General features: G+C 60.8%; 19 protein-coding genes. 15 read left to right on the forward strand and 4 right to left on the reverse strand.

Going from position 1 to position 19,163, the window contains the following annotated elements:
• Window positions 1-160 precede the first annotated feature (160 nt).
• The 14 genes from AACH73_RS05710 (at window position 161) to AACH73_RS05775 (ending at window position 15,326) form a co-directional block, all read left to right on the forward strand.
• Window positions 161-865 (forward strand): energy transducer TonB, encoded by a 705-nt coding sequence (locus AACH73_RS05710; protein WP_338735704.1) that lies wholly within the window; start codon window positions 161-163, stop codon window positions 863-865.
• Between the two features lie 35 nt (window positions 866-900).
• Window positions 901-1,812, forward strand: coding sequence for a DUF4198 domain-containing protein (locus AACH73_RS05715; protein ID WP_338735705.1), 912 nt, complete (start codon window positions 901-903; stop codon window positions 1,810-1,812).
• A gap of 416 nt (window positions 1,813-2,228) precedes the next feature.
• Complete coding sequence (locus tag AACH73_RS05720) at window positions 2,229-4,466, forward strand: TonB-dependent siderophore receptor (RefSeq protein WP_338735706.1); 2,238 nt, start codon at window positions 2,229-2,231, stop codon at window positions 4,464-4,466.
• A gap of 115 nt (window positions 4,467-4,581) precedes the next feature.
• Window positions 4,582-5,262, forward strand: a complete 681-nt coding sequence (locus AACH73_RS05725) for a Fe2+-dependent dioxygenase (protein WP_290795727.1) — start codon at window positions 4,582-4,584, stop codon at window positions 5,260-5,262.
• Window positions 5,262-6,359 carry an alpha-hydroxy acid oxidase gene (locus AACH73_RS05730; protein WP_338735708.1) on the forward strand — a complete coding sequence of 366 codons (1,098 nt, stop codon included), beginning with the start codon at window positions 5,262-5,264 and terminating at the stop codon, window positions 6,357-6,359. The genes AACH73_RS05725 and AACH73_RS05730 overlap by 1 nt, the downstream gene beginning before the upstream one ends.
• Window positions 6,360-6,558: 199 nt before the next feature.
• Window positions 6,559-7,179: a PepSY-associated TM helix domain-containing protein gene (locus AACH73_RS05735; RefSeq protein ID WP_272740115.1), complete on the forward strand. Its 621-nt coding sequence runs from the start codon at window positions 6,559-6,561 to the stop codon at window positions 7,177-7,179.
• Window positions 7,180-7,187: 8 nt separating this feature from the next.
• The gene (locus AACH73_RS05740; RefSeq protein WP_272740114.1) at window positions 7,188-7,694 is read left to right on the forward strand and encodes a DUF2271 domain-containing protein; all 507 of its coding nucleotides are present in this window, start codon (window positions 7,188-7,190) and stop codon (window positions 7,692-7,694) included.
• 142 nt (window positions 7,695-7,836) lie between these two features.
• The gene (locus AACH73_RS05745; protein ID WP_338735709.1) at window positions 7,837-8,838 is read left to right on the forward strand and encodes an FAD:protein FMN transferase; all 1,002 of its coding nucleotides are present in this window, start codon (window positions 7,837-7,839) and stop codon (window positions 8,836-8,838) included.
• A complete protein-coding gene (locus AACH73_RS05750; RefSeq protein WP_338735710.1) occupies window positions 8,835-10,148 on the forward strand; it encodes an NADPH cytochrome P450 oxidoreductase family protein in 1,314 nt (437 codons plus the stop codon). The genes AACH73_RS05745 and AACH73_RS05750 overlap by 4 nt, the downstream gene beginning before the upstream one ends.
• A gap of 283 nt (window positions 10,149-10,431) precedes the next feature.
• Window positions 10,432-10,821 (forward strand): hypothetical protein, encoded by a 390-nt coding sequence (locus AACH73_RS05755; protein WP_338735711.1) that lies wholly within the window; start codon window positions 10,432-10,434, stop codon window positions 10,819-10,821.
• Window positions 10,822-10,852: 31 nt separating this feature from the next.
• Window positions 10,853-12,373 (forward strand): cryptochrome/photolyase family protein, encoded by a 1,521-nt coding sequence (locus tag AACH73_RS05760; RefSeq protein WP_338735712.1) that lies wholly within the window; start codon window positions 10,853-10,855, stop codon window positions 12,371-12,373.
• A complete protein-coding gene (locus tag AACH73_RS05765) occupies window positions 12,373-12,525 on the forward strand; it encodes a DUF2256 domain-containing protein (RefSeq protein ID WP_272740109.1) in 153 nt (50 codons plus the stop codon). Before AACH73_RS05760 ends, AACH73_RS05765 begins: the two co-directional genes overlap by 1 nt.
• Window positions 12,526-12,539: 14 nt before the next feature.
• Window positions 12,540-13,715 (forward strand): aminotransferase, encoded by a 1,176-nt coding sequence (locus tag AACH73_RS05770; protein ID WP_338734239.1) that lies wholly within the window; start codon window positions 12,540-12,542, stop codon window positions 13,713-13,715.
• Between the two features lie 111 nt (window positions 13,716-13,826).
• Entirely contained in the window at window positions 13,827-15,326 is a 1,500-nt protein-coding gene (locus AACH73_RS05775; protein WP_338734240.1) for a CoA-acylating methylmalonate-semialdehyde dehydrogenase, read from the forward strand.
• A 167-nt stretch (window positions 15,327-15,493) separates the two neighbouring features.
• Here AACH73_RS05775 and AACH73_RS05780 read toward each other — a convergent pair whose 3' ends face one another.
• Complete coding sequence (locus tag AACH73_RS05780) at window positions 15,494-16,510, reverse strand: alpha/beta hydrolase (protein WP_338734241.1); 1,017 nt, start codon at window positions 16,508-16,510, stop codon at window positions 15,494-15,496.
• Window positions 16,511-16,733: 223 nt separating this feature from the next.
• Window positions 16,734-17,006, reverse strand: coding sequence for a glycoside hydrolase family 97 C-terminal domain-containing protein (locus AACH73_RS05785; RefSeq protein ID WP_338734242.1), 273 nt, complete (start codon window positions 17,004-17,006; stop codon window positions 16,734-16,736).
• A gap of 86 nt (window positions 17,007-17,092) precedes the next feature.
• Between AACH73_RS05785 and AACH73_RS05790 the strand changes: the two genes are divergently transcribed.
• On the forward strand, window positions 17,093-18,097 hold the full coding sequence (locus AACH73_RS05790; protein ID WP_338734244.1) for an alpha/beta hydrolase: 1,005 nt from the start codon (window positions 17,093-17,095) through the stop codon (window positions 18,095-18,097).
• A 2-nt stretch (window positions 18,098-18,099) separates the two neighbouring features.
• Here AACH73_RS05790 and AACH73_RS05795 read toward each other — a convergent pair whose 3' ends face one another.
• Both AACH73_RS05795 and AACH73_RS05800 read right to left on the reverse strand, forming a co-directional pair.
• Window positions 18,100-18,660: a demethoxyubiquinone hydroxylase family protein gene (locus tag AACH73_RS05795; protein WP_338734245.1), complete on the reverse strand. Its 561-nt coding sequence runs from the start codon at window positions 18,658-18,660 to the stop codon at window positions 18,100-18,102.
• A gap of 50 nt (window positions 18,661-18,710) precedes the next feature.
• A complete protein-coding gene (locus AACH73_RS05800) occupies window positions 18,711-19,001 on the reverse strand; it encodes a hypothetical protein (protein WP_272740103.1) in 291 nt (96 codons plus the stop codon).
• Between the last annotated feature and the right edge of the window lie 162 nt (window positions 19,002-19,163).

Raw genomic sequence — 19,163 nt, forward strand, 5'->3', positions numbered from 1 at the left:
TGAGAATTGTTTTCAATGCGCTTGCGAATGAATTGCAGGAGTGCTAGTCAGCCCTATCGTCCGGATCGTTGGGGTCCGGTTCGTTGTCACTGGCTTTTGACGCATGACCGCTCAGAGTATTCTCACCGACGCAAACGGCACAACGCGCAGCGAATGTAGCGTGTCTGCCCCTGTAAGGCGTCGCAAGGGCACAGGCGGCGGGGCATCGGTGGCTATCGGCGTGTCCTTGGCGGTCCATGCCGCTCTGGCCGCCTATATCGTTAGTACACAGTTTACTCTGACGACCCCGGAGATTGAGGAAACCGCGCCCGTGGTCGTTGAGATGGTGCCGATTGAATCGCGCCGCGCGCCGCCCAAGCCCGTGATCACGCCTGATACGCCCAAACCCGAAACGCCTGTGGTTGAGCCCAAGCCGATGCTTCAGCCGCGCGAAACCCCGGCGCCCCTGGTCGCTCAGGTCGCGCCGCTGGATATGGCTCCGGTCAAGGCCCCGCCGGTTCAGGCACCGGTAGCGGCTCCGGTTGTGGCCCAAGTTGTGGCTAAGGCCGCTCCGGCGGCGGCGCAACCGCGCAATGACTTTGTGGGTGTCGATGTCGAGTCGGCACTCAACAGCAATCCGCCGCCCGCCTATCCCCCGCAAGCCAAGGCGCGGCGCGAGGAGGGGACGGTGCAGTTGCGCCTTCAGGTGCGCCCCGACGGCAGCGTTGGTGAGGTGCAGGTGCAGGCGTCCAGCGGCTCCATTCGACTGGATCGCGCCGCCATAGACTCCGTCAAACGCTGGAAGTTCCGGCCGGCGACGCGCGGCGGTCAGGCGATCGAATCCTGGGCCACCGTCCCCATTACCTTTGGCCTCAGACGCGCCTGACGTATTTTTTCAGAACAGACTTCCGGAGACTTTTGATGACCCTGATTCAGCGCCTTCTGACCGGCACCGCCGCGCTGGGCCTTCTGGCGGCGGCCCCGGCGGCTCTGGCCCACAGCCAGTGGCTGCTGCCCTCGGCGACGCAGGTCGAAGCCTCGACCAATCCACAGCGCCCGACCTATGTGACGGTGGATGCCGCCTCGTCCAACGGCCTGTTCTACGCTGACCATAACGCCATGCGCCTGACCAATCTTCAGATCAGCGCGCCGGACGGTTCGCCGCTCGAAGCCGAAAACGCCTCGACGGGCAAGCTGCGCTCGACCTTTGACGTCAAGCTGGCGACCGAAGGCACCTATCGCATCGCTTCGGTCAATCGCATGGTGATGGCCACCTGGAAGGCGGGCGAAGAAACCAAGAGCTTCCGTGGTTCCGAAGACGACTTCGCCAAACAGGTGCCCGCCAATGCGCCGGAGCTTAAGGTCAGCCGCAATTTTGGCCGTGTCGAAACCTTCGTGACGTCGGGAAAACCGTCTGAAATCAAGCCTGTGGGGCAGGGACTTGAACTGTTCCCGTTGCAACCGACGACCGATCTGGTGGTGGGTGAAACGGCAAAGTTCCGTGTACTGATGGATGGCAAGCCGATGCCGGGCCTCAAGGTCAAGGTGGTGCCGGGCGGCGTGCGCTTCCGCGGCGAACTGGACGAGCAGACCGTGACCGCTGATGCCGAAGGTACAATCGCCGTCAACTGGAAGTTCGGTGGCCAGTATTATCTGAATACCTCTTACCCGCCGCGTCCCGAAGCCGATGACGACCATGGTCCGCAAGCGGGTCAGCAGGCCGGTGCTCAGCCCGGCGCTCAGGCCGCGCGCCCGCAGGGACAACCCATGCCGCGTGATATGCCACCGGTGCGGTCGTCCTACGCCGTGACGCTGGAAGTCCTGCCCTTCTAAAGCGATGTGCGGAAAAGTGTGAGCGGTTTTCCGCAAAAACATCGCGACAAAACAAAAATTTAGAGCCATTCGGCGGCTCAACTTAGCCGACGAATGCTCTAGGGCTTTTCAGAGGGTACAATATGCCTTACCCGCTCCGGCGGGAACGGGGGCCGGCGTTGCGGGTGTGGGACCACGGCGTCGGCCCCCGGTCATTTTCGGTGTCGCCGTTTGTTGAATTTGCGACACACTTGCAAAAAACGACGTCATACGGTGGAAAAGGGTCATTTTGCGGTTGCAATAAAGCCGAAGTGCGGTATTTGCACCTGACAATTATTCGCAATTCCACCGAGAATGCTCGCAGGCCGGTCTGCCGGTCACCCTCCCTCGGCGTCAGACGGAAACCGCGACGCCTTTTTTTAAAGATGTTGATGCACATGTCTCACATTCGCAATCGCAAGCACGCTTCCAACCGTTACCTGACCGCCGCCCTGATGGCCGCAGCGGCGGTTCCGGCGCTTTCCGCAACGGCTCTGGCGCAGGACAAGAAGCTGGAAGGCGTCACCGTTACCGCAGACGACAACAGCTATAAGGCCGACGTGGTGTCGTCGCCCAAGCAGACCCAAGCCCTGATCGACACGCCACAGACCGTCAGCGTCATCAAGAAGGAAGTCCTTCAGCAGCAACAGGCCGCGTCCCTGATGGAAGCCCTGCGCAATGTGCCGGGCATTACGGTTCAGATGGGCGAAAACGGCAACACCTCAGCCGGTGACACCTTCCAGATGCGCGGTTTCGATGCCTCGACTTCGGTGCTGGTCGACGGGGTGCGCGATATGAGTTCGGCCTCGCGCGATACCTTCAATCTGGAGCAGGTCGAAGTGATCCGGGGGGCCGGTGGTGCCGATATCGGGCGTGGCGCCTCTTCGGGCTATATCAATCTGGTCTCGAAGCACCCGACGCTTGAGGCGGCGGCTTCCGGTACGCTGGCGGCCTACAGTCAGGGCGGGGCGCGCGCCACGGTCGATGTCAACCGCGCCGTGGGTAAGACCAGCGGTCTGCGCCTCAACCTGATGGCCGAAGACATCAATGCCGTAGGCCGCGACGAGGTGAAGAAGTCGGGCTACGCACTCGCTGCCGCCTATGGCATCGGCATCGGTACGCCGACGCGCCTCTATGGCTTTGCGCAAGTGTCAAAGGGCGACAATGTGCCGGACGGTGGTATCCCCTCCGTCGGCTATCCAGGCTTTTACAATGCGACGCCCGCCATCAAGTCGGCTCCGCGTGTTGGTTCCGAAAACTTCTACGGCTCCGTCCATGATTATGAAGACACGGACTCGTCGCAGTTTACGGTGAAGTTCGAGCACGACTTCGCGTCCGGCATCTATATGACCAATACGACGCGCCTCAGCCGCACGTCGCTGGATCGTGTCCTGACCGGGGTAAGCACGGGCAATGCCGGTATTACGGCGACCAATCTCAATGATCGCTCGACCTGGACCGTCAACCGTTCGCGTCAGCACGTGGTCAAGGACAATGACGCCCTGATCAATGCGACCAACTTCACGGCTTCGGCGACCACGGGGGCCTTTACGCACGATCTGGCCTACGGGCTCGAGTTTTCGACAGAAAAGGTGGCGGTTTATGGCGTTAACGCCGTGACCCTGACCACGGCTCAGCAAGCTAATCTGTACACTCCGAACCCCAATGTCGATCTGCCGGTCAATGGGCTGAACGGCACACGTGCCTTCGTCAAGCTGAATGTCGGCTCGGCCTATCTGTTTGACACCATCCATTTTGGCGAAAAATGGCTGTTCAATGCCGGGATACGTGTCGATAGCTACGACATTACCACCACAACCGCGACCAATGCCCGCCTCGAAGGCGACGGCACCCTGACCAGCTATAAGGCTGGTCTGGTCTATAAGCCGGTCGAAACGGCCAGCCTGTATGTGGCCTATGCCAATTCAAAGACCCCGCCGGGCACAGTCAATCTGGGGGCTTCGACAACCACGGTCGGCGGCAGCGAAACCTCGACCAATATCAACAACCCCAATGTCGATCCCACCGAGACGCGTAATCTCGAAGCCGGCGTCAAGTGGGACGTGCTGTCAGGTCGTGTGTCTCTGACCGCTGCCTACTATTCGACCGAACATCTGAACGAGTTTGTCGAAGATCCCTTCAATACCGGCTTTGGCGAAAACTTCGGCAAGCGCACGGTCAAGGGCTTCGATCTGGGCGTGGTCGGCAAGATCACTGACAAGTGGAACCTGACCGCCGGTATCCAGACCATGGATACCGAGGTCGAAAGAGGCACGACCGGTGCCAACGCCACGGGGGCGGTCACTCGCTGGTCGCCGGAACTGGCGGCCACGGTCTGGACCACCTATGAAGTCTCGCCGAAGCTGACCTTAGGTGGCGGAGCCCGCTATACCGGTGAGCAGGTCCGCGCCAATACGCCGGGCGTCGATCTGGCGACCCAGAACGTGCCGTTCATCCCGGAATACTGGGTGGTCGATGCCTATGGTTCTTATAAGCTGACGGACAAGGTGTCGGTGCAACTAAACGTCTATAACCTGCTGGATGAGGACTATATAGCCACGCTGAACAATGGTGGCTCGCGTCTGATCCCCGGTGCGCCGCGTTCGGCAACTGTTACCCTGAACTACCAATTCTAAAAAAACGAGGGCTGCGGCACTGTTTCGCGGGCGCGGCCCTTTCCACCGTTTATCAATCGCTTCATGATCTTTGGCTCCGACCTTCCGCTCGGGGCCATGTTTATATGAGTTCGCCATGCTGCTGCATCTGCCCGAAGTCCTGAGCCGCGAAGAGGTGGCCGAGATACGCGCCGCACTCGCTGAGGCACGCTGGGCCGATGGCGCGGCATCGGCCGGGCCGCAGGCGCAGAAGGTCAAACAAAACAAACAACTCCCCGCCGATGTGCCGGAGGCGCGGATACTGGGCGAGCGCATAGAGGCGGCGCTGCGCCGTCATCCGTTGTTTCAGTCCGCCGCCCTGCCGCATATTGTCCTGACGCCGCGCTTTAATGCCTATGAGGGCGGCGGGCATTACGGCAACCACGTGGACAGCGCCCTTCACCACGATCCGTTTAAGGGCCTCACAGCGCGCACCGACGTTTCAACAACGGTCTTCCTCAATGATCCGGAAGCGTATGAGGGTGGTGAACTGATCGTCGAAGACACCTACGGCGCGCATGAGGTCAAGCTGAACGCCGGGGATGCCATCCTCTATCCGTCCACCTCCCTGCACCGCGTCGAGCCGGTCACCCGTGGCGTGCGGCTGGCCGCCTTCCTGTGGACGCAAAGTCTGGTGAAGGACAGCGAGCAACGGCGGATGCTGTTTGAACTTGATATGACCATTCTGCGCTTGCGCAGCCAGTTGGGCGACAGCGAGGAAGTGGTGAGTCTCACCGCCCACTATCACAACCTTCTGCGGCAATGGGCGCAGATGTGATGTCACCCAAGGCACTACTGACGGTCATTCCTCCCGATATAGTCGCGGTCTCAGACTACGAGGCCTATGCGCGCGAACGGCTGAGCGATATGACGTGGGCCTATCTTCAGGCCGGGGCCGGTGACGAGCACACGGTGCGTCGCAATGTCGAGGCCTTTTCTGAAATCCTGCTTAAGGGGCGGGTTCTGGGCTCGGTCGCCGGCGGTCACACGCGCCTGAACCTGTTCGGACATCTCTATGAACATCCGATCTTTTTAGCGCCTGTCGCCTATCAGAAACTGTTTCATCCGGACGGCGAACGCGCCACGGCGCTGGGGGCTGCGGTGACCCAGACCCTGATGGTGCTCTCGACCCTATCAACCGTCACGCTCGAAGAGGTGGCGCAGGCCGAAACCGCGCCGCCCCTGTGGTTTCAGCTCTACCTACAAGCCGATCACGGCGTATCGCTCGACCTGATTCACCGGGCCGAGCGCGAAGGCTATCGCGCGCTGGTCATAACGGTCGATGCGGCCATGGCCGGGGTGCGCAACCGGGAACAACGCGCGGGGTTCCGCCTGCCGCCGCACCTCTCGGCGGTCAATCTACCGCCGGTGTCAGCCGCCACCCCGACCGCATCCGGACAAAGCCGCGTATTTGAAGGCCTGATGAAGGCAGCCCCCGGATGGGACGATATCGAGTGGGTACTGTCCGAGGCCCGTTTGCCGGTCATCCTCAAGGGCATTATGGCCCCGGAAGACGCCGATCATGCCTGCCGCATGGGGGTGCACGGGCTGATCGTCTCCAATCACGGGGGCCGGGTGCTCGATACCCTGCCGGCGGCCATCGAAGCCCTGCCAGCCATAGCCGCTGCCGTCGGTGGTCGCGTCCCGATCCTGCTGGACGGCGGTATCCGACGCGGCAGCGATGTGTTCAAGGCGCTGGCTTTTGGGGCATCGGCCGTGCTGATCGGGCGACCCTATATTCAGGCGCTGGCCGCGGCGGGGCCCCTGGGTGTGGCCCATGCGATACGCACGCTGCGCGAAGAGTTGGAAGTGGTCATGGCCCTGTCGGGAACGCCGACCCTGGACCGTATAAGAGCTGAACATCTGTCGATTTAATACCAACGGCCTAAGATGCTGACCGCATCCGGCCGTTGAAGAAACGAGAATGTCTCATATGTATCAGCGACGTGAGAAATTCTCGAATGGAATACCAAGAGTCATTTTCAATCACCCTTGGTATAAGACGGTTTGCTGCCTTGCAAAAGCCAGAACGCCTTGATAATGAGAATGATTATTAAGTAGAGCCCCAAGCCTGATGACGACTTCGTTCAAACCGACTCCCTCCTTCTGGCGCAATCAGTTACGCCAGTGGCACTGGATATCCTCGGCCCTCTGTCTGGTCGGCATGATCCTGTTTTCGGTCAGCGGCTTTACGCTCAACCACGCCAGCCTTATCGAGGCGAAGCCGCAGGTCACCAACTGGGAAAAGGACCTCAGCGCGCAGACTCTGGCCCTGCTGCCCAAGGCGCAGGACAAGGCGCGACTGCCGGACGATGTGGCCAGGGCACTGAAGGCCGATACGGGGATTGATGTCTCAAAAGTTCTGCCGGAAGTCTCTGATAGCGAACTCTATTTCGCCATGCCGGGTCCGGGCTTTGACGAATGGATGAGCGTCGAGCGCGATACGGGCCATGTCACCTATGAAAAGAGCCATCGCGGCTTTATTGCGATGCTCAATGATCTGCACAAGGGGCGCAATGCCGGACCGGCCTGGAGCCTGTTTATCGACATCATCGCCATTGCCTCGGTCATCTTCTGCGTCACCGGTCTGGGTCTGTTGTGGATCTATGCGCGGGGACGTCGCATCACCTGGCCTCTGGTCGGTCTGGGCACCATCGTGCCCTTCATCCTCTTCCTTCTGTTTATTCATGCGTGAGGTTTATCATGTTCGCTAAAGCCGCCATCTGGACGACGGTTCTCAGCGCCGGTGCGGTGGGTGCCGCTCAGGCCGGGACAGTAGCCGTCGATGTCGAAGTGCCGCGTCTCAACGTCGCTGAATACCATAAGCCCTATGTGGCGGCGTGGGTCGAGGACGGTGCGGGCGCGCACAAATCCAACCTGTTTGTCTGGTATCAGGTGGGGAAGGGCGACAAGTGGCTGAAAGACCTGCGCACCTGGTGGCGCAAATCGGGCCGCGACCTCAGCGCCTCCGAAGTCAGCGGTCTGTCGTCGGCCACCAAGGCTCCCGGCCGTCAGACGGCGAAGATCGACACCTCGGCTTTGAAGGGCATGACGCCCGGTGACTACGTGCTGAATGTCGAAGCGGCGCGTGAAGGCGGCGGCCGCGAAGTGGTCAAGGCGCCGTTCAAGTGGGACGGCAAAAAGGCGGTTGCAGTCTCGACCAAGGGGGCGACCGAGCTGGGCGCTGTGGCGTTCACCATCAAACCGTAAGAAAAATCCCTCTCCTGATTTTACTAGAAATAGTGACAAAGGCGGTGGGGATGAAGCTCGGCCATTAACCCCACCGTCCTTCTCGCCTGGGGCTCGAATGCCACCTCCCCTAAAATTAGGGAAGGGGCTTAAGCTAAGTGTAATGACGCAAACTGACACTTTACCAAACCGGCGTGTTCTGGTCCCGGCGCTGATCACGCCGCCGGAAGACGTGTCAGCGTGCCTGCCGTGTGACGTGTCAGGGGAGGCCTTTGCCACGACGTGGCAGGTGCGGCTGTTCAGTGACGGGCCGGTGGATCGAACGGGCCTTTGCCAGCGGATTCAGGCTATTCTCGACCGCATTGACGCCGAAATGTCGCCTTATCGCGCTGATTCTGACCTGACGCGCTTCAATGAGGCCAGGGCAGGGGCGTTTGTGCCCCTGCCGCCTATGCTGATGCAGGTCATCGCCCACGCGCTGGATATGGCGCGTTTAACCCGGGGGGGCTTCGATCCGGCCCTGCTGGAAGCGGTCGAAATCTGGGGTTTCGGCGCGAAGATCGTGCCTGAAGGCCCGCCGACACCCCAAGCGCGCGCCGCGCTGAGAAAGCGTCAGGACTGGCGCGCGCTTGACTGGCGGCCGGACGGGTTGACCAAACCCGAAGGTCTCAAACTCGACCTGTGCGGCATTGCCAAGGGCTATGCGGTCGATGCCGTAACCGACAGTCTCAAGGCAACGCCGGGGGTGCGTTCGGCGCTGATTGAGATTGGTGGTGAATTGAAAGCGTTTGGCATCCGTGCCGAGGGGCAGCCGTGGTGGGTGGAGATTGAACGCGCCGATAAAACGTTCAACACTGAAACCCTTGTGGCGCTCTGCGATCTGGCCGTGGCCACCACGGGTGACAGCCAACGCTATTTCATCCATGACGGTGTGCGCCTGTCGCACACGATCGACGCCGCCACCGCCGCCCCGGTGCAGAGCGGTATCCGTCAGGTCAGCGTCTTTGATGCGCAGTGCTGGCGCGCCGATGCATTGGCCACCGCCCTGATGGTGATGGGCGAACATCCTGCCATGTCTTTTGCACAAACCCATGCTATCCCTTGTCTGATGGGGCTGAGCGACGGGCGTGAGGTGCTGAGCCCCGCACTTGAGGACTGGCTATGATCGACTTCGTTACCACCGATCCGCTGCGCGTGGGACTGGCTGCCGGGGCCGGCGTGTTGTGGATGCTGATGAGTGGCGTCATGCTGACGCGCGGTCTCGCCCGTGCGTCAGCCGTGGCCGTCGATGCCTTGATCCTCTCGGCCTCGCAGACCGGGCAGGCGGAAGAACTGGCGCGCCATACGCACAAAGCGCTGAGCACGGGCGGTCTGACGACGCGTCTGATGTCGCTGGGCCAAGCAACCGTCGCTGACCTGCAACAGGCGAAGTTGGTGCTGGTGGTGGCCTCGACCACCGGTGTCGGGGATGCCCCGGACGACGGCGCGGCCTTTGAGCGCGCACTTATGTCTTCGCGTCCCGACCTGTCGGCGCAGAGCTTTGCCGTCCTGGCGCTGGGTGATCGCAGTTACGAAGACTTCTGCGCCTTTGGCCATCGGCTGCACGACTGGTTTGCCGCCTGCGGCGCGACGGCCAAAAAGCCGATCACCGAGGTCGATGATCTCGACGCACAGGCCCTGAAACAGTGGGAATCCTACCTCAAAGAGTGGGGTGGCGCGGCGATGCAAGCGGACGCCAATTTCGCCGCGACAACCCTTATTGCCCGCGAACGGCTCAATCCCGAAAGTCCATCAGCGGGGCTTTACGCCATTGATTTTGCAATAGCCGAAGGCGCTACGTGGGTGGCCGGTGATCTGGCCGAAATCCTGACGCCGTCCGGGCATCGTCGCGACTATTCCATCGCCTCCCTGCCCGAAGAGGGACGGGTGCGCCTGTTCGTGCGCGAAGTCATCAAAGCCGATGGTTCACGCGGCGAAGGCTCCGGCCTGCTGACGACGCTTCCCCTGGGCGAAAGCGTGCCGCTGCGGCTGAAAACGCATAAAGGATTCCATGCCCCGGCGGGCGACGGCCCGGTGTTGCTGATTGCTGCAGGGTCGGGTCTGGCGGGTGTGCGACCGCATCTGCTGGAATTGGCCGGGCGGGGCCGTCCGTGCTGGCTGATCTATGGCGAGCGCCATCCGGTCCACGATGGGCGTCTGTCCGATGAGATGCGCGGCTGGCAACACGGCGGGCGCCTCCGCAGGCTGGATCTGGCTTTTTCGCGCCCTGACGACGGCGTGAAAATCTATGTGCAGGACGTGATAGCCCATCAGGCCCCGGCCATCCGCGACTGGCTGGGGCAGGGCGGCAGCGTGCTGGTCTGCGGCGGGCTGGATATGGGGCGCGGTGTCGATGCGGCTCTGAAAAAGGCGCTTGGCCCGGACTGGCTGAAAGCGGCGCTTAGCGAAGGACGTTATCGCCGCGATCTGTACTGAGGGCTAAAAAAGAACCCGCCTCACGCAGAGGCGGGTTTTGAGTGCACCGAGGATAATTGAGCAACAAGACGTTACCCAGAAAGCGCCGGAAGGGGAGGCTGTCCGGTCCCGAACGCTTGAGTTGATAGTGACGAAATCGGACGGATTTGTCAATGAGAATTATTCGCATATTTATAGAGCCAGAGGTTTCCGTTCACGGAAATGCGAATAGCCGAGAAGGCGAATTCGGTTACACTTGTCAGGTGAACCAAAGCGCCAGGAGGGTACAAAACGGATGAAGCGAATGATCGCTCTGATTGGCGTTATTAGTGTGGCTTTTGGCGCCGGACAGGTGACGGCGCAACCGTGCGAGCGCACGATTACGCTCGATATTCGCACCATAGACTACAAGACCAAACCCTATGATCCGATGCTTAAACCCTTGCTCGATAAGGTCGATCCGGACACCGGCCGCATTGAGCTGACCTTCGCCTCTTCGCGTATTCACCCGGAAATCGTCGATCTTCAGGCCGCCGGTCTTAAATATGTGCAGTCAAAGATCACGCTTCAGGGCTACGACCCCGCTCTGATCCAGCGTCAGGAGGTCATGCTACCGCGTAGTTTTGCCGGCAAGGATGAGCTTTACCGCCTGATTGTCACCTACGGCCCCAAAGAACACGCGCCCGCCTGCTGAACCGTGACCGTGTGCGGGTCGTATTGGCCATATGGGTACACTCAGGCTTGTTCTTGCGGATCAATTGTCGGCGCGGCTCGACATCCGAACCCGCGCCGATAAGGAAACCGACGTCTTTCTGATGGCGGAGGTGGCCGAAGAGGCCAGCTATGTCCGCCACCACGTCAAGAAGATCGCCTTCCTGTTTTCAGCCATGCGCCACTATGCCGAGGCCTTGCAACAGGCAGGCTATCGCGTTCGCTATGTGCGGTTTGATGATCCGGACAATACCCACAGCCTGAAGGGCGAAATCGAACGCGCCCGCACGGAACTGAACCTGTCCAAGGTGCAGGTGACCGAACCCGGCGAATGGCGGCTGAAGCAGGTCTTTGCTGCCATGGACGATGTCACACTGCTCGAAGACAATCGCTTCCTCTGTTCGCCGCAGTGGTTTTCACGCTGGGCCGAAGGGCGCAAACAACTGCGCATGGAATACTTCTACCGCGAAATGCGCCGCGCCCACGGCATACTGATCGACGATGGCAAGCCCTGCGGTGGCGAATGGAATTACGACGCCGAAAACCGCGCGCCGCCGCGCGACGGTCTGGTCATTCCGCGCCGCCTCAGCTTTCGCAAGGATGCCATCACGCGCGAGGTGCTTGATCTGGTCGCCAGAGCCTTTCCGGACAATCCCGGTCAGCTTGAGCCCTTTCACTTTGCGGTCACGCGTGCGCAGGCGCTAAAGGAACTCGAACACTTTGTGGCGCACATCCTGCCGCAGTTCGGTACCTGGCAAGACGCCATGCTGGGGCGTGAGCCCTATATGTATCATTCGTTACTGTCGGCCTATATCAATGCCGGCCTGCTCTATCCGCTCGAAGTCTGTCAGGCGGCTGAGCGCGCCTATCGCGAAGACGGCGCGCCGCTCAACGCCGTGGAAGGCTTTATCCGGCAGGTGCTGGGCTGGCGCGAATATGTGCGCGGCCTCTACTGGCACTTTATGCCGGACTATGGGGCGATGAACGCGCTGGAAGCCCACGAGGATTTACCGTGGTTCTACTGGTCCGGCGACACGCAGATGAACTGCGTGCGAACGGCGGTGGCGCATACGCTGGAGCACGCCTATTCGCACCATATCCAGCGGCTGATGATCACCGGCAATTTCGCCCTGCTGGCGGGTATAGAGCCACGGCAGGTGCATGAATGGTATCTGGCCGTCTATGCCGATGCCTATGAGTGGGTAGAGCTGCCTAATACGCTCGGCATGGCGTTGCACGCCGATGGCGGGATTATGGCCTCAAAGCCCTATGCCGCGTCGGGGGCCTATATCGCCCGCATGAGCGACTATTGTAAGGATTGTCATTACAAGGTCGATGTGCCGGTCGGTGAAAAAGCTTGTCCGTTCAATGCTCTGTACTGGGATTTTATGGCACGTCACGAAGAGCGGTTCCGCAAAAATCCGCGCCTGTCCTACGTCTATGCCAACTGGGCGCGCATGGGGGAAGACAAGCAAATGGCCCTGCGCACACAGGCACAGGCACACCTTCAGGCCATGCGCGAAGGGCGTCTGTGATGCCACGCGGTGTGAAGAAATCCGACCTGCCGCAAAAGACCTGTCAGGGGTGCGGCCTTCCCTTCACCTGGCGCAAGAAGTGGGAAAAGGTGTGGGCCGAGGTGCGCTATTGCTCGGACCGCTGCCGCCGGGCTAAAAAGCCATCCCGATAGCTGGAACCGCTCTCATGACCCTGCCGCCGCTCAATCCGGTCTATGCCGGGCTTGGCACGACCATCTTCACCACCATGTCAGCCTTGGCGGCAGAGACCGGTGCCATCAATCTGGGGCAGGGTTTTCCCGAAACGGACGGCTTCCCGGAGGTGCGTGAGGCCGCTGCGCGCGCGCTGACCGACACTTCAAACCAGTACGCGCCGATGAAAGGGCAGGGCGCGTTGCTGGAGGCCGTTGCGGGCTTTTACGGCCGCACGCAGGGCCTCAGCCTTGATCCGGCAAAAAATGTGCTGATCACCTCCGGCGCGACCGAAGCGCTGGCCGCAGCGGTGTTTTCGCTGATCTCGCCGGGCGATGAGGTGATCGTTTTTGAGCCCCATTACGACGCCTATGCGCCGCTGATCGAACGCGCCGGGGGCGTGGTGGTGCGCGTGCGCCTCAACCCGCCGGATTGGCGCTTTACCGAGGCGCAACTAACCAAAGCCTTTTCGCCGCGCACGCGCATGGTGATGGTCACCACGCCCAATAATCCGACGACTCGCCTGATACCGCCCGAAGACTGGGCGCTGCTGGCGCGGTTCTGCGTCGCGCATCGGGCCTGTGTGGTGTCGGACGAGGTGTGGGAACAGGTGGTGTTCGATGGCACGACGCATCACGGCGTGCTGAACGTCCCCGGACTGGAGACTTTGGGGGTCAAGATCGGCTCGGCGGGCAAGCTGTTTGCCCTGACCGGCTGGAAGGTCGGCTTTGTCTGCGCCCATGAGCGCCTGATCAACCAGATGGCCAAGGCGCATCAGTTTTTGACCTTCGCCACGCCGCCCATGCTGCAATCGGCCGTCGCCTTTGGTCTGGGCCTGCCCGGCGGTCGCTTTGCCGAAGAGGTGGCCGCCCTTCAGCGGTCGCGCGACCGCCTGCGCGCCGGGCTTGAGGCCGCAGGCTTCCGCACCCTGCCGTCCGAAGGCACCTATTTCCTCAATATCGACCTGCCGGGGTCGGGTGTGGCTCTGGACGGGCAGGCTTTTGCCCTGCGCGGCGTAAAAGAAGCCGGTGTGGCCACCATCCCGCTCGATGCCTTCTGCGCGCCCGGTGGCGAGGGCCTGCCGGTCGTCCGCCTGTGCTTTGCCAAGAGCGATGCGACGCTGGATCGTGGCATTGAACGCCTCAGCGCCGCGCGGCAATTGCTGAGCTGAGATTGCCTCTTTTCCCGTGTGAGGAATGCGCTAATCTGTGATCACATTTTTAGCGCGCATCTGGTCCGAAAACCGCGACCACTTTCCGGGATGCGCTTGTGGAGGCTCCCGATGCGACACATCTCACACTTTATCGGCGGTCAGGCGGTAGCGGGGGTGTCGGGCCGGGTGGGTGAGGTCTTCGATCCCAATACCGGCCGGGTGCAGGCGCAGGTCGATCTGGGTACGCCCGATGAGCTGGCGCAGGCCGTAGCGGTGGCCAAGGCCGCGCAGCCGGGCTGGGCCGCGCTCAATCCTCAGCGCCGCGCGCGGGTGATGTTCGAGTTCAAGCGCTTGCTGGAGCGCGATATGGACGCCCTGGCGCATCTTCTGGCGTCTGAGCACGGCAAGGTCATTTCCGATGCCAGAGGCGACATTCAGCGCGGGCTGGAGGTGGTGGAGTTCGTCTGCGGCATCCCGCACCTGCTGAAAGGCGAATATACCGAAGGGGCGGGGCCCGGCATCGACGTCTTTTCGCTGCGGCAGCCGCTGGGGGTGGTGGCCGGCATCACGCCGTTCAACTTCCCGGCCATGATCCCCATGTGGATGTTCGCCCCGGCGCTGGCCACCGGCAATGCCTTTATCCTCAAGCCGTCCGAGCGTGACCCCTCCGTGCCCGTGCGGCTGGCGGCGCTTTTGCTGGAGGCCGGGCTGCCCGAAGGCGTGCTCAATGTCGTGCACGGCGACAAGGTGGTGGTCGATGCCATACTCGATCACCCCGACATCCGCGCCGTGAGCTTCGTCGGCTCGTCTGACATCGCACAATACGTCTATGGACGCGGGTCGCAGAATGGCAAGCGGATGCAATGCATGGGTGGCGCCAAGAACCACGGCATCGTCCTGCCTGATGCCGATCTCGATCAGGCGGTGGCCGATATTATGGGGGCGGCCTATGGGTCCGCCGGCGAACGCTGCATGGCCCTGCCCGTGGTGGTGCCGGTGGGCGAAGAGACGGCCGGGCGTCTTAGGCCCAAACTGCTGGCCGCCGCCGAAGCCTTGCGCGTCGGTGTCTCGACCGATGCCGAGGCCCACTATGGGCCCGTCGTGTCGGCGGCGCACAAGGCGCGCATCGAACACTATATCCAGATGGGCGTCGATGAGGGGGCCGAACTGGTGCTCGACGGGCGCGGCTTCAAACTTCAGGGCCATGAGGACGGCTTCTTCCTGGCCCCCAGCCTGTTCGACCACGTCACACCCGCCATGCAGACCTATCAGGACGAAATCTTCGGCCCGGTGTTGCAGATCGTGCGGGCCGGAACGCTGGAAGAGGCCATCCGCCTGCCGTCGCAACACCCCTACGGCAATGGCGTGGCCATCTTCACGCGCAATGGCGATGCGGCGCGTGAGTTCGCCTCTCAGGTCGAGGTCGGCATGGTCGGCATCAATGTCCCCATCCCGGTGCCCGTGGCCTATCACTCCTTCGGCGGCTGGAAGCGCTCCGGCTTCGGCGACCTCAACCAGTACGGCATGGACGGCGTGCGCTTCTACACCCGCACCAAAACCGTCACCCAACGATGGCCGCAAGGCGGGGTCGTGCGTGATCAGAGCTTTGTCATTCCGACGATGGGGTAAGGGGGCTTCGCAGAAAATAGAGGCGCGAAAGTAGCGGTTTGCAACTTTTCGCACACATGCATACGAGCTTACAACCTGTTTAATCCCATATGTAGGCGTCTGACGAGTTATGACATAAATGCGGAAGGTCGTTTGTGGATGTTACGCCGAGCGGCTAATAACGGCCCCTACTTTGCACGCACGTCGGCGACAGCTTTATTAATGGCGTCGATAACCGCCTTAGGCTGATTAAACTGGATATAGTGACGACTGTCAGGAACCACGATATGACTGCCACGCGTTGACAGGGCGGCGAGTCTGCCATGCGCGGCCATCCACCTGTCTTCCATCAGTTTATGCTGTTCCGGCGTGCCCCCCGGCATTACGGGCATACTGCTATGCGTGAGGATAATCAGCGGCTTATCGCCGAATTGCGGGTTTAGGGCGTCAATTTGGGCCGTATCCGTGGACACCCAGCTTGGCGCGAATGCCGTAAAGCTTTGAATTTCCGAAATTTTAGTGCTGATGGTCGCGGGGTTCGTCTGGTGCTGTCTGTCTACGCGGCGCAGGACATCGTCAAGCGAACGGTTTTCGTAAACACATGCCTTGGCGGCATCCGTCTTCGGTTCCTGCAACTCGCCAGACTTCGCCAGAGCAAGGCACGCCTCTAACGGTGCCCATGGCGGCGGGAAGTCGTCGGTCGCATCCGGCGGTGGCGTCGGTCTGCCCATGTCGGCATAAGACGGATCGACCAGAACTTCAGCCGCTACGTCTTCAGGATACTTTCCCTGCAAACCTACACCGTAAAGCCCCGCTATAGAGTGGCCGACATATACAATCGGGCCGTCCGTTCCTATAGCCTTGAGCAACAGGTGGATGTCTCTGACACTCGAATTTACGTCCGATGCGCCCGGCGGAGGATCGGAAAAGCCATATCCGGCGCGATCATAACTGCAGGCCCGCGTTGTCTTCGCGACCTCGCCCTGAACATAGCGCCACGACACCGTCGTGTCACCGAGGCCCGAATCGAAAAGAACCGTTGGCGCGCCCTGACCTTGGCAAAACAAGTTAATGCGGCGATGGCCGTCAATGGCGACCAGACGCTGCGGATGCGCATAATTTTCGGATGGGATTGCAGTTTGAGCAGCGAGCGGGCCCACCCCCGCGAAGCTCATTGTCAGCGCAACAAAAACCGACGTTTTCACTTTGTGCATCCCCCCCCCAACTCAAACGTGAGTTATCCCTAAGAACAGACTTTTATTTGTTTAGTAATTTACTACTGATATTTTAAAGCAGCAAGGCCCCACTTTCTTAAGGGCAGGCCTAGGTTGCCTAGTTGCTTTAGATGTCGTTGCGGACTTGAGCCCACTTAGGGCTCAAATCGGACCTATGACACGGGCTTATATCTCAACTCGGTCCGCGCTCGCCTCACTCTCTCATCTTAATTACCAATGAACCCCCGCCAGAGGGTTTGGCGTTGAGGGTGAGTACGCTGGTGTTCGACGCTTTTTGCGTTGACGTGACAATATCGGACCGCTGGGCACCGTCTTTCCGCAGGCGGGTGGTAAAGGTGCCTTGAGGCAGGAGGCTCAGCGGCAGTTTGACCGCGTGGGCGTGATTGTCATCAATCAGGCCGATATACCAAGTCTTCCAGTCAGGATAATAGCCGGACCCGGCAACCGCTAAATAACGGTAAGCCACCGTCTTTGCCGGTGCTGTCGCTTGTCAAATCGCGTTTAAGCTCTAAAATGCGCAGAAATAATCAATATCGCGCAGGGAGCCTCGCCATGCCCATCTCTTTTGACCGCCGTCAGATACTGGCCAGCGCCGCCGCTTCGGCCCTGATGCCGCTGACGGCCTTTGCGCAGGATTCCGGGGCTCCGCTGGTGGCCGAAGGCATGAACGTGCCGCTCTTGCCGCCGCTGGAGAGTTTCCCGCTGTGGCCCAAGGGCAAGGTGCCGGGCTCGAAGGGCGTGACGGTGAAGGAAGAGTGGATTCTGCGCAATCCGAAGGACGGCAATCCCAATGACACAGCCGCGACACACGTCACCGAGCCGATCCTTATGGTGCGCCGGGCGAAAAACCCGAACGGCTCGGCGATACTGATGATCCCCGGCGGCGGCTATGTGCGCGTGGCCGTCAGTCGCGCGGGCGGCGGCACGGACAAGGACTTTGCGGATCGCGGCACGACGGTCTTTGTCATGACCTACCGTCTGCCGGCCGACGGCTGGGGCGCGGGACCGGAAGCGCCATTGCAGGACGCTCAGCGCGCCATCCGTCTGATCCGCCACCGCGCCAAAGAGTTTGGCATTGACCCCAACCGTATCGGTGTCATCGGCTTTTCGGCAGGCGGCCATCTGGCCGGATGGTTGTCGGAAAGTTTCGGGCGTGAAACCTATGCGCCGGTCGATGCCGCCGACACGCAGCCGACGAAGCCGCTGGTGACCGGCATGTTCTACCCGGTGATGACCATGATGGCCCCTTATGCGCATGGCGGCTCGGTCAAGGCGATGTTCCCGAACGGCGGTACCGATGAGCAGAAGCGCAAGGTGTCGCTGGAGTTTAATCTGCCGGTCGATATGCCGCCGACGTTCCTCGCCCACGCGGGGGATGACCGCACTGTTCCGGCGGAAAACAGCCTGATTCTCTATCAGGCCCTGCGCACCCAGAAGACGCCGACGGAGCTGCATATTTTCGAAAACGGCGGCCACGGCCTGCGCGTCAATGGTCAGGATCAGCCCTATATGCCGCTGTTCGAGGCCTTTGCCAAACGCCACGGCCTGTGGGGGTAGGGTTATTGGAGGCGCAATCCGCGTTCCATGCGGGTTACGGCCCCTTGCGTCGATAGCCAGATAACGCTTTCCGTGGCTATGCCGACAAAGGCTTCGATCAATCGTGAAACGTTCGTTTCCTTTAAACGGGCACGGGCAAATTCCAAGTGCTCTATTTCCTGCACCCGTATATCGGCAATCAGGTCCGCCAGTGGGTCATTCACCCGCATCAGAAAGGCGATCTGTTCGTCCAGATGCCTGTGTACCTTGCTCTCGACAGCGGCCGTGCAGGCCATGACGGCATTGCGGCCCATTAATGCCGTGACAAACCCTAAAACCCACCCTCCAGTGCTCCACAGCCACATGGCGCGGCAGGAGCGGGTTTTGTAAGCGTTCATGCTGTCACGGAAACGCCGACAATGATCAATTTCGTGAGAAAGTGTCTCTGTCAGGAAGGTCCGCAAATCAGGATGCAACCACGTGCTGACCCAAAGTTGGGCATGATAGATGCGAATGGCGCCATATTCACCCGCATGGTTGACCTTCAAAATATGAGCAATGGTTTTCTGCGTTGTCAATGTCACGGCCACCCCCAATAGCCGCATTGTTCAGACCAATGAATTGGCGTCAACTATTAAGCAATCATTCGCCGCAGGACCGAGTTGCCTTTGCGCGCCGCAAGCACGGCGGTGACGAACTCGCGGCGGATGGCGGGGTAGTCAATGGTCGGTGCGTAGAAGCCCTGAAGCGCATGATAAATATAGGCGTGGATGCGCGTAATGTCTTCGCCCGTCAGGTCGGGCAGGGGGTCGCTGATCAGTATGGCCAGCGCCCGAACCACGGCGCCTTCGGCCTCATCGTCGGTGGCATAGACGTAGAGGAGCCGGTCAAGCGCGTGTTCCAGAACCTTCAGGTCGATCATCATAGCAGGCCTCTTAAAGCCTCATGCCGAAAAGGGGCTCCGCTTTTCGGGACAACATGAAGCGATGCAAAAGTATGAGCTATGAGGCAACTCCAATGAGCCGACGATTGCTCAAGGACAACCTCATCCGATAAGATGAGGCTGCCTCCGAAGCCGTAAACGGAC

It is taken from the genome of Asticcacaulis sp. DW145 (genome assembly GCF_037101385.1).
In the GTDB taxonomy this organism is placed as follows: Bacteria; Pseudomonadota; Alphaproteobacteria; order Caulobacterales; family Caulobacteraceae; genus Asticcacaulis; species Asticcacaulis currens.

What these genes read in the sequence shown, in the direction of transcription:
- AACH73_RS05715 (WP_338735705.1), top strand. Translation starts at nt 901, where the DNA reads ATGACCCTGATTCAGCGCCTTCTGACCGGCACCGCCGCGCTGGGCCTT.
- AACH73_RS05720 (WP_338735706.1), top strand. Translation starts at nt 2,229, where the DNA reads ATGTCTCACATTCGCAATCGCAAGCACGCTTCCAACCGTTACCTGACC.
- AACH73_RS05725 (WP_290795727.1), top strand. Translation starts at nt 4,582, where the DNA reads ATGCTGCTGCATCTGCCCGAAGTCCTGAGCCGCGAAGAGGTGGCCGAG.
- AACH73_RS05730 (WP_338735708.1), top strand. Translation starts at nt 5,262, where the DNA reads ATGTCACCCAAGGCACTACTGACGGTCATTCCTCCCGATATAGTCGCG.
- AACH73_RS05735 (WP_272740115.1), top strand. Translation starts at nt 6,559, where the DNA reads ATGACGACTTCGTTCAAACCGACTCCCTCCTTCTGGCGCAATCAGTTA.
- AACH73_RS05740 (WP_272740114.1), top strand. Translation starts at nt 7,188, where the DNA reads ATGTTCGCTAAAGCCGCCATCTGGACGACGGTTCTCAGCGCCGGTGCG.
- AACH73_RS05745 (WP_338735709.1), top strand. Translation starts at nt 7,837, where the DNA reads ATGACGCAAACTGACACTTTACCAAACCGGCGTGTTCTGGTCCCGGCG.
- AACH73_RS05750 (WP_338735710.1), top strand. Translation starts at nt 8,835, where the DNA reads ATGATCGACTTCGTTACCACCGATCCGCTGCGCGTGGGACTGGCTGCC.
- AACH73_RS05755 (WP_338735711.1), top strand. Translation starts at nt 10,432, where the DNA reads ATGATCGCTCTGATTGGCGTTATTAGTGTGGCTTTTGGCGCCGGACAG.
- AACH73_RS05760 (WP_338735712.1), top strand. Translation starts at nt 10,853, where the DNA reads ATGGGTACACTCAGGCTTGTTCTTGCGGATCAATTGTCGGCGCGGCTC.
- AACH73_RS05765 (WP_272740109.1), top strand. Translation starts at nt 12,373, where the DNA reads ATGCCACGCGGTGTGAAGAAATCCGACCTGCCGCAAAAGACCTGTCAG.
- AACH73_RS05770 (WP_338734239.1), top strand. Translation starts at nt 12,540, where the DNA reads ATGACCCTGCCGCCGCTCAATCCGGTCTATGCCGGGCTTGGCACGACC.
- AACH73_RS05775 (WP_338734240.1), top strand. Translation starts at nt 13,827, where the DNA reads ATGCGACACATCTCACACTTTATCGGCGGTCAGGCGGTAGCGGGGGTG.
- AACH73_RS05790 (WP_338734244.1), top strand. Translation starts at nt 17,093, where the DNA reads ATGCCCATCTCTTTTGACCGCCGTCAGATACTGGCCAGCGCCGCCGCT.
- AACH73_RS05800 (WP_272740103.1), bottom strand. Translation starts at nt 19,001, where the DNA reads ATGATGATCGACCTGAAGGTTCTGGAACACGCGCTTGACCGGCTCCTC.